Below are 7,305 nucleotides of genomic sequence, written 5' to 3'. Positions count from 1 at the left end.
ATTTCAATCCACTCAACCCAAGAGGGTTGAGACCGTATCACTAACCAATTAACATCTAATTTCTTAAACAAACGTCAACGTTTGGAAATCATTTAAATATATCTCTATGAATTATCCTCATTTTCTTATTCAGGCACTTTTTCTTTCGGTGCGAATCTCCCAAAGATTTCAAGTTCACTTTCTATTCGCACGAAGAAAACATCAAATTTATTTCCTTTTCATAGCTTAATCCACATTTTATACATGAACTTGATCTAAATGATTTTCTACTTAATTCAAAAATTCTTTTATTTTAAATAAGTCACTCCTCCCAATAAAAACAGTTATATTCTCGGATTTTTATAACCCCTCTTGCTGAATAAATCCAAATCTTTTTATTTATTATACCTCAAACGAAAACTTATATTCAGTCTACCAGATTAAATAAACGAAGAAATAAATATGCACATAAAGAAAACCCCTGCATCCCGACATTTTCAGAATCACAAGGGTTTCATTCAATTCAATTTCTCTATCTCAACCTAAAACAACGTCATCTGGTTCTCCTCGTCCAGACCCTCCGTCGCCCCCATCTGGTCCATCTTATCCAGCAAAGTCTTCGAAATCTGCGTCCGCTTCAAAACATCCTCCTTCGAAAGAAACGCCCGCTCCTCCCGCGCCTTGACAATCGACTTTCCTACGTTGTCACCCAGACCGTCCAGCGACGTGAACGGCGGAATAATCATCTTCGGATTGTCCGGATCGACCCGGAACTCCGTGGCCGCCGATCTCGTAATCGAAAGATTCGTAAACCGGTATCCCCGCAGCACCATCTCCAGCGCCAGCTCCAGCGTATCGTAAATCGCCTTGTCCTTCGGCGTGTTCATCTCCTTGTTCAGCTTGATCTCGCTCATCTTCTTCCGGATGGCTTCCTCGCCCTGAATCATCGTCTGAATGTCGTACGCATCGCAGCGAATCGAAAAATACTGGCAATAATAATACGCCGGCATATGCACCTTGAACCAGGCGATCCGCACCGCGTTCATCACATACGCCACCGCATGCGCCTTCGGGAACATATACTTGATCTTCTTACACGACTCGATGTACCAGTCCGGCACCTTGTTTTCCTTCATGAGCTCTTCCCACTCCGGTTTCAAGCCTTTGCCCTTTCGCACGCTCTCCATGATCGTGAAGCTCGCCTTCGGCGGCAAGCCATATCCCATCAAATCCACCATGATGTCGTCACGACAACCAATGACCTCGTTCAGCTTACACGTGCCATCCTCGATCAAATCCTTCGCGTTCGACAACCATACATTCGTACCATGCGACAATCCCGAAATCGTCACCAGCTCCGCGAACGTCTTCGGCTTCGTCATCTCCAAAATCCCGCGCACAAACGGCGTACCAAACTCCGGGATTCCCGCCGCACCCGTCACTTCCGAGTACCGCGTCGAGTCGATATCCAAACCATCCAGCGACGAGAAAATCGACATCGTCTTCGGATCGTTCATCGGAATCGTCGTCACGTCGATTCCCGTCATTCGCTCAAACATCTTCATCGCCGTCGGGTCGACATGACCCAAAATATCAAACTTCAAAATATTGTCATGGATCTGGTGGAAGTCGAAATGCGTCGTCTTCCACTCCGCGTACGGGTTGTTCGCCGGATACTGCACCGGCGTAAAGTCATGCACATCCATATCCAGCGGCACCACGACGATTCCGCCCGGATGCTGCCCCGTCGTTCGCTTCACGCCCTCGCAGCCCTTCGCCAAATCCGTCCGCTTCGCCTCCGAAAACGGAACCGGAAGCTCCATTTCCTCCTCGAAGCCTTTCACGTAGCCGTACGCCGTCTTCTCCTGCACCGTGCCAACCGTGCCGGCCCGGAACACATGATCCTCGCCAAACACCTCTTTCGTATAGGCGTGGGCGTTGGCCTGGTATTCCCCCGAAAAGTTCAAGTCGATATCCGGCACCTTGTCCCCCTCGAAACCAAGGAACGTCTCAAACGGAATATCCTGCCCGTCGCCCCGCATCGGCCGATGGCAAATCGGGCACTCCTTATCCGGCAAGTCGAACCCCGACTTCACCGAGTCGTCATCCAAAAACTCGTAATGCTGGCAATGATGGCAAATGTAATGCGGCATCAGCGGATTCACCTCCGTGATCCCCGACATCGTCGCGACAAAACTCGAACCAACCGAACCACGGGAACCAACCAGATACCCGTCCTCGTTGCTTTTCTTCACCAAAAGATGGGAAATATAGTAAACCACGTAGTAGCCCGCGCCAATGATGCTGTCCAGTTCCCGCACAAGCCGCTTCTCCACGATTTCCGGCAAATCCTTCCCGTACCACTGATGCGCCGTTTCAAAACAAATGTCCCGCAGCTTTTGATCGGAACCCTCGATATCTGGCGGATACAGCTTGTCCTTGATTGGATAAATCGGCTCCATCGTATCTTTCAGCTTGTTCGGATTGTCAATGACGATTTCCCTCGCCTTGTCCTCGCCAAGCCAGCTGAACGCCGACAACATTTCCCGCGTCGTCAGCAAATACTGGTTCGGCGCCGGATACATCTTCCGGTCCTGCGCGTTGTACTTATACAACGGATGCCGCGCGTTGCCAATCGCCTTCGCGTTAATATAAATATCCCGGATACGTTTCTCATGCGGATGCACATAGTGCGCGTCGCTCGTCGCCAAAACCGGCTTGCCAAGCTCGTCGGCCGCCTCCAAAATATAGCCCAGCACCTTCTTCAAATCCGCCGCGTTCAAAATCGCGCCCCGGTCGATCAAGTTTCGATAGCATTCCAGCGGCTGCACTTCCACGTAGTCGTAAAACTCCATCGTCTTCTTCAGCAAGTCGTGGTCGCGCGTATGCGCCATCTCGAACACCTCGCCGTTCTGGCACGACGACCCCAGCAGCAAATTTCCGTTTTTATGCTTCTCCATCAGCTCCGCCCGCGGGATGCGCGGCTCGGCCACGACATTTTCCGTCGACTTGCCATTGTACGCCAAATACTTCGTATGCGACAACGTGATCAGCTCAAACAGCTCCTTCAGCCCTTCCTTGTTTTTGGCAAACACCGTGATGTGGCTTGGCCGCACCTTTTTAAAGCTGTCCTCTTTCTGGTTGTCCTGCAACGTATCCAGCGTGGCATCCGACTTGTACGCGTTCAACATATGGCAAAGCACTTGCGAAAGCACCTCCGCATCGTAATCCGCCCGGTGCGCCCCTTCGCCATCGTACTTCACGCCATAGTGCCGGCACACGTTCCCCAGACGATACCGCTTCAAGTCCAGCATCGCGTGCGCCAGCGGCAGCGTGTCGATCACCGGATTCGAAAATTCCGGCTTGCCAAGCTTTCTTGCCGCCGCGTTCATGAACCCCACGTCAAACGTCGCGTTATGCGCCACCAGCACCGCGTCCCCGATCCATTGCTTTAAATCGTCAAACACGTCCTCGATTGGCTTCGCCGCGTCCACGTCGCTCTGGTTGATATGCGTCAGGCTCGAAATGTGCGCCGGGATCGACCGCTTCGGATTGACAAACAACTGCTTGCGGTCAATCACTTCCCGATCCTTCATCTTCACCGCACCAAACTCGATGATCTCGTCCAGCCGGTTCGAAAGACCCGTCGTCTCCAAGTCGAAAATGACGTACTCCGCGTCCTCCAGCTTGCGATGGTCATTGTTGTAGACGATATGGTACACCGGGTCCACCATGCTCATCTCGCAACCATACAGCATCTTGAACTTGCGTTCCGGATCCTTTTTGTTCAGCGCGCTCACCTTGTGCTGCGCCATCGGAAACGCCTGCACGACCTGGTGGTCGCACACCGCGATCGCGTCCATCCCCCAGTCGTACGCCGTCTGAATGTATTCCTCGATCGCGCACACGCCATCCATTTCCGAAAAATTGGAATGCACGTGCCATTCCACCCGTTTTTTCAATTCCGGATCCCTGCGCTTTGGCGCCGGAATTTCCTCCACTTTGGAAATCATAAACGAGTTCGCCCGCGAATACGAGTCGTACACGACTTGCCCAGTCAGCCGGACAAACATGCCTTTGCCCACCGACTCGATTTCCTCCAGCGTATGGCGCTTGCCTTCAAACCGCTTGGCGACGATCGCCTCCTCGTAGTCGGACACATACAGCATCTGCAACGTTTTGCCACTCTTCGTCACCCGGTTGTCGACATCGAAAATGTGGCCTTCGACGCACACGTTGTCCATGCCCACTTCCAGATCCGCGATTTTAACTAGCGGCGCCGCCTCTTTTTTGTAGCGGGCGAACCGCTCCTTCTTTTCCACCGGCGCGCTCTTTGGCACCGGAAGATCCGGAATGTACACGGCTTCCACCGGCTGGTCGTCTTCGACCAAATCCACTTTCAGCGCCTGCCGGATGCCGACTTTCGCCAGCAGCTCCTCCAACCGCTTCAGCGAGCGGTTCATCGCCGCCGCCTTTTCCTCATCCGTCGTGGAAAACGTGTACGATTGCTCGCCCTTGCTTGGATTGATATACCGGAAGCATTGCAGCCGCGTTTCCTTTTGCGTGAAAAAAGCGACATAGCGCGATAACTCGCCCACGTTCACTTCGCCGTTTTCCGCCTGAATCGTCACGTCCACGCTGGCATGGAACGTCAGCCGAAGCGCGTTGACCATCCGGTCGTACACCTCGTATGGCAGGGGCGCCTTCAAAGCGAAATACAACGTCAGCTCGCGGCGTCTTGAATGAAACTCCGGCGTCTGAAAATAAGAAGCCCCCTCAAAAAAAGAGGCGAGTTCCTCGGGGAGAAACTCGATCAATCCTGTAATATCGTTTTTCGACATAGACCCTCCTCTTCTACTTGGCCATTTTTTCGAACGCGTTTTTCGCCGCTTTCTGCTCCGCCTTCTTCTTCGTGCTGCTCACGCCCACGCCCAGCTGAATGTCGTCCAAATACACGCCCATCGTAAAGGTTGGCGCGTTGCTTGGCCCGACTTCCTCCAGCAGGCGGTACTGGAGCGTTTTGCGCGAATCCGCCTGGATGACTTCCTGCAAATGCGTTTTGTAGTCCGTCACCTCGTCGCTCTTTTCCTCTTTGAACACCGGCTTCATGACCTTCTGCAAAATCGAGTCCACCGCCTTGTAGCCCTGATCCAAATACACCGCGCCGATGCACGCCTCAAAATGGTCCGCCAAAATGCTCGCCCGCTTGCGGCCGCCCGATTTTTCCTCGCCGACACCAAGCATTAAATAATTGTACCAGCCCAGCTGCTCGTTCAAATGGGCGAGGGTCGCCTCGCACACCGTTTGCGCGCGCAGCGTCGTCATTTTGCCTTCGCGCATTTTCGGTTCCATTTCAAACAACTGCTGGGCGCTCCAGATTTGCAGCACCGCGTCCCCCATGAATTCCAGACGCTCGTTGTCGTCGATTCCGTTATGATGTTCGTTGGCGTACGAAGAATGCGTGCACGCCTCGATATAATATTTCGGATCCTTTACGGAATATCCGTTTTCCTCCATCCAGTCAATTAATGTTTTCATCCATTTCCTCCTGCTCCAACAATGTTTTCAAAACGCAAGCCGGCACGAATTTCGCCACATCCTGATGGTATTTGACGAGTTCGCGCACATTCGAGCTTGAGTATAAATCGTACTCCGGCTTCGTAAACAGGCAAACCGTTTCCACGTCCGGATCCAAATACCCGTTCATAAACGCCATGTTTTGCTCGTACGCACAATCCTGCCCGTTCCGGATGCCGCGAAACAGCACTCGCGCCCCCGCCTTTCGACAGGCGTCCACAACCAATCCGTTTTGGACGGCGCAACGCACGTTCGGCAACCCGGCGCACGCCGCCTCCAGCCACGCCAGCCGCTGATCCAGCGAATACATCGAACGCTTTTCGGAATTGACCGCCACAAACACATACAACGTATCCACAAGCCGGCTCGCGCGCTCGATAATGTCCACGTGCCCGAGCGTCAGCGGATCAAAGCTGCCGCAAAACGCGCCAATCATAACCGCACCCCTTTCATTTCCTTTTCCCGGATCTTCGAAATCATCTGCTGGCAAAGCCCCAGCGCGAAGGAAACCGCCAGCAAAGACGAGCCGCCGCTGGAAATAAACAGCAGCGGGATCCCGGTCATCGGGATCAGCGCCCCCACGCCGCCAACATTCAAAGCGAAATGCAGGAACAAGTACGTTCCCGTTCCAATCAAAATCATTTTTTTCACCGTGTCCTGCGTACGCAGCGCGTAATAAATCAGCCGGTACTCAATCACGCCATATAAAAAGATAATAAACGCGAAGCCGAGAATTCCCGTTTCCTCAATCGTCACCGCGAGGATGTAGTCGTTGTCGGCCTGCGTCAAATAGCCGTATTTGCGCGAGGAATTGCCAAACCCTTTGCCAATCACGTGGCTGTCCGCGATTCCATACAACGAGTTGGCCGGCTGGTAACCGGTCCCGTAAATATCCGAATACGGGTTTTTCGCGTTGACGATCCGCGTCGCGATGTGGGCCAGCGGCGTTTGGGCAAGAAGATCGGTCCCGATGTCCGTGACGCCAAACAAGCCGACGAGCGCGATAGCGCCAGCCGCCAGCAACACAGTCACCCGCTTTTGCACTTTGCGCAAAGTCGGATACGACGGCAGCATCATGCACACGTACACGATGCCGCTCGTGATGGCCGCCGTCCCGTAGTCTTTTTGCGCCGCCAGCAAAATCATCGTCACAAGCCAGGCGATGAGCGGCCAGCGGAAAAACGCGAAAAAGGACTTGCGCTGCTCGCGGTTGCGCTTGGCGCTATACACCGCGCACGCGCAAATGATGATCAGCAGCGGCTTGCCGAATTCGGAAGGCTGCAACGTGACCGAACCGATGCGGATCCAGGCGTGGCTGCCGCCAACGGCCGGAAACGCGAACGGGGTGATCATCGCCCCGATAAAAATCAAAAAAATCACGATTTGGATGCGGTAGAACCAGCGCAGACTAAACCCCTTGTCCGCGTACAGGAACGTCAAATACGCCGCGCCCAAAAAGGCGAACTGTTTGACTAAAGCGAAAAGCACCGTGCGCAGCGAATCCGTCGTCTGGCCTACCGCGGTCGAGGCGATCATCGCGGTCCCGAAAAGCATGAGTCCAAAGATCGCCAGGTTGAGCGGAACGTCCGAGTAGGGAGCCAGCGTCACCGTGTTGATAAAATCGCGGATCCGCGTATTGCGTTTCAGCTTGCGAAGATATCTCTTTTCCTTTCTGGAAATTTTTTTTCTTTGTTCAGACATGCTCCCATTCTACCATAGAAACGACATGTTCATCGAACCTTTTTGCAC

At 53.2% G+C, this 7,305-nt stretch carries 4 protein-coding genes; all 4 read right to left on the bottom strand.

Going from position 1 to position 7,305, the window contains the following annotated elements; genetic code table 11:
* Positions 1 to 521 precede the first annotated feature (521 nt).
* From ABNS49_RS02805 to ABNS49_RS02790, 4 genes are read right to left on the bottom strand one after another with little or no spacing between them, the layout of a single operon-like run.
* On the bottom strand, positions 522 to 4,820 hold the full coding sequence (locus ABNS49_RS02805; protein ID WP_135981231.1) for a PolC-type DNA polymerase III: 4,299 nt from the start codon (positions 4,818 to 4,820) through the stop codon (positions 522 to 524).
* A gap of 13 nt (positions 4,821 to 4,833) precedes the next feature.
* Positions 4,834 to 5,517 (bottom strand): ribonuclease III, encoded by a 684-nt coding sequence (gene rnc / locus ABNS49_RS02800; RefSeq protein WP_135981232.1) that lies wholly within the window; start codon positions 5,515 to 5,517, stop codon positions 4,834 to 4,836.
* Positions 5,501 to 5,992: a pantetheine-phosphate adenylyltransferase gene (gene coaD, locus ABNS49_RS02795; RefSeq protein ID WP_135981233.1), complete on the bottom strand. Its 492-nt coding sequence runs from the start codon at positions 5,990 to 5,992 to the stop codon at positions 5,501 to 5,503. Before coaD ends, rnc begins: the two co-directional genes overlap by 17 nt.
* Positions 5,989 to 7,257 carry an FtsW/RodA/SpoVE family cell cycle protein gene (locus ABNS49_RS02790; RefSeq protein ID WP_135981234.1) on the bottom strand — a complete coding sequence of 423 codons (1,269 nt, stop codon included), beginning with the start codon at positions 7,255 to 7,257 and terminating at the stop codon, positions 5,989 to 5,991. Before ABNS49_RS02790 ends, coaD begins: the two co-directional genes overlap by 4 nt.
* Between the last annotated feature and the right edge of the window lie 48 nt (positions 7,258 to 7,305).

It is taken from the genome of uncultured Dubosiella sp., from assembly GCF_964018005.1.
GTDB lineage: Bacteria > Bacillota_I > Bacilli_A > Erysipelotrichales > Erysipelotrichaceae > Dubosiella > Dubosiella muris.
The sequence above is the reverse complement of the archived record's forward strand: the minus strand, read 5'-3'. Positions and strand labels throughout refer to the sequence as shown.